The sequence below is a fragment of the Pseudomonas sp. BJa3 genome (assembly GCF_026343815.1).
GTDB classification, from domain to species: Bacteria; Pseudomonadota; Gammaproteobacteria; order Pseudomonadales; family Pseudomonadaceae; genus Aquipseudomonas; species Aquipseudomonas soli.
Genome location: NZ_JAOXMC010000635.1, coordinates 1 through 228, shown reverse-complemented (window position 1 = coordinate 228; position 228 = coordinate 1). Strand labels below are relative to the sequence as shown.

General features: G+C 44.3%; 1 protein-coding gene. It reads right to left on the bottom strand.

The features are described 5' to 3' along the window. A partial coding sequence (locus OH705_RS29090) for a hypothetical protein (protein WP_267303685.1) occupies window positions 1-186 on the bottom strand: 186 nt, incomplete at its 3' end. Window positions 187-228: the final 42 nt, after the last annotated feature.

The window sequence follows — 228 nt, the reverse complement described above, 5'->3', positions numbered from 1 at the left end:
CTGGGCAGGCCGGGCAGCCTGGGTTGGCTGGGGCCTCGGTGGAGTTGATTCTTCAGCGGCTTTGAGTTGTTCTGGGGTATTGTTGTTTGGTTGTTTGGTTGTTTGGTTGTTTTGTTGTTTGGTTAGTTGGCTAGTTGGTGTTGAAAGTTGTATGAGAATTAATTTGCGATGTCGACGCTTATTCACCTTTCAGACCTTACGGCGGCTTAATTTTTTAAATTAAAAAAT